Genomic DNA, 545 nt, shown 5'->3' with positions numbered 1-545 from the left:
CTCTTGCGCGAAGCCGAACGCTGGAACGCCGATCTCATCGTGATGGGAACGCACAGGCGTGGGGTGGCGCGCGCATTCTTTGGCAGCGTCGCCAACCGGGTCGCTAGCCTCGCCACCATTCCGTTGTTGCTGGTTCGCGAGTAGCGCGATGAGAACGCCCTGAACGCGGTCTAAACCATCAGCGGGGCAGGTGGGCAAAAGGGTAATGGTTTCTGGGACTCGAGAGCATCCAGCCACTCGTGCCGGCGGCCTCGCAGGCCTGCACCTGCGGACGAATGGCGTACGCGCCGAATGCGCGATGATCGAACGCATAATCTCGAAACTGCCGGAGCCAGGGCCTGAACGGCACGCCCTGCGTCTTCTCCCTGACGAACTCGAGCGCCATCAGTTCCTCGAGCGCGGCGCGGTCAATCCGGTTGGGCAATGCCCAGTCGAAGTCTGCAAGCGGCTTGTTGTTGCCCAGGCGGGTGTCGCGGATACGCCGCCCGAGCGAACGGCGCGCGCGCTCCTGCTCTTCCCACCTGCAGCAACGGCCCGACCCATGA

At 64.8% G+C, this 545-nt stretch carries 2 protein-coding genes; one reads left to right on the top strand and one right to left on the bottom strand.

Annotation, left to right across the window (positions count from 1 at the left end):
- Positions 1-3 precede the first annotated feature (3 nt).
- On the top strand, positions 4-144 hold the full coding sequence (locus AWB67_RS39280; protein ID WP_374729902.1) for a universal stress protein: 141 nt from the start codon (positions 4-6) through the stop codon (positions 142-144).
- Between the two features lie 34 nt (positions 145-178).
- Here the strand turns inward: AWB67_RS39280 and AWB67_RS40600 are convergent.
- A partial coding sequence (locus AWB67_RS40600; protein ID WP_235025650.1) for a putative glycoside hydrolase occupies positions 179-545 on the bottom strand: 367 nt, incomplete at its 5' end.

It is taken from the genome of Caballeronia terrestris (assembly GCF_001544515.1).
Lineage (GTDB): Bacteria > Pseudomonadota > Gammaproteobacteria > Burkholderiales > Burkholderiaceae > Caballeronia > Caballeronia terrestris.
This window is presented reverse-complemented; position numbering and strand designations above follow the sequence as displayed.